Below are 278 nucleotides of genomic sequence, written 5' to 3'. Positions count from 1 at the left end.
CCCGCAGTAGCATTCAAATAATGCCCTTTGATTTCACCTGTTTCAGCCTGTGATTTATAAATAGCTTCGGCACAAAATAAGAAACGGTCTCTCCAGCGCATAAATGGTTGGGAGTTCACATTCTCATCATCTTTGGTAAAATCAAGCCCGCCACGTAGACATTCATAAACTGCTCTACCATAGTTTTTCGCGGATAACCCCAATTTTGGTTTAATAGTACATCCTAATAGGGGGCGACCATACTTGTTCAATTTATCTCTTTCAACCTGGATGCCATG

1 protein-coding gene is annotated in these 278 nt (G+C 41.4%); it reads right to left on the bottom strand.

The genetic code is table 11. The features are described from left to right. Positions 1–278 (bottom strand): RuBisCO large subunit C-terminal-like domain-containing protein (locus tag C1A38_RS32720; protein ID WP_233197123.1); only part of this gene is annotated, 278 nt, incomplete at both ends.

Origin of the sequence: Verrucosispora sp. ts21 (genome assembly GCF_002879555.1) — a bacterium.
In the GTDB taxonomy this organism is placed as follows: Bacteria; Actinomycetota; Actinomycetes; order Mycobacteriales; family Micromonosporaceae; genus Micromonospora; species Micromonospora gifhornensis.
Note: the sequence above shows the minus strand (reverse complement) of the source record. Positions and strands in the feature narration are given on the sequence as shown.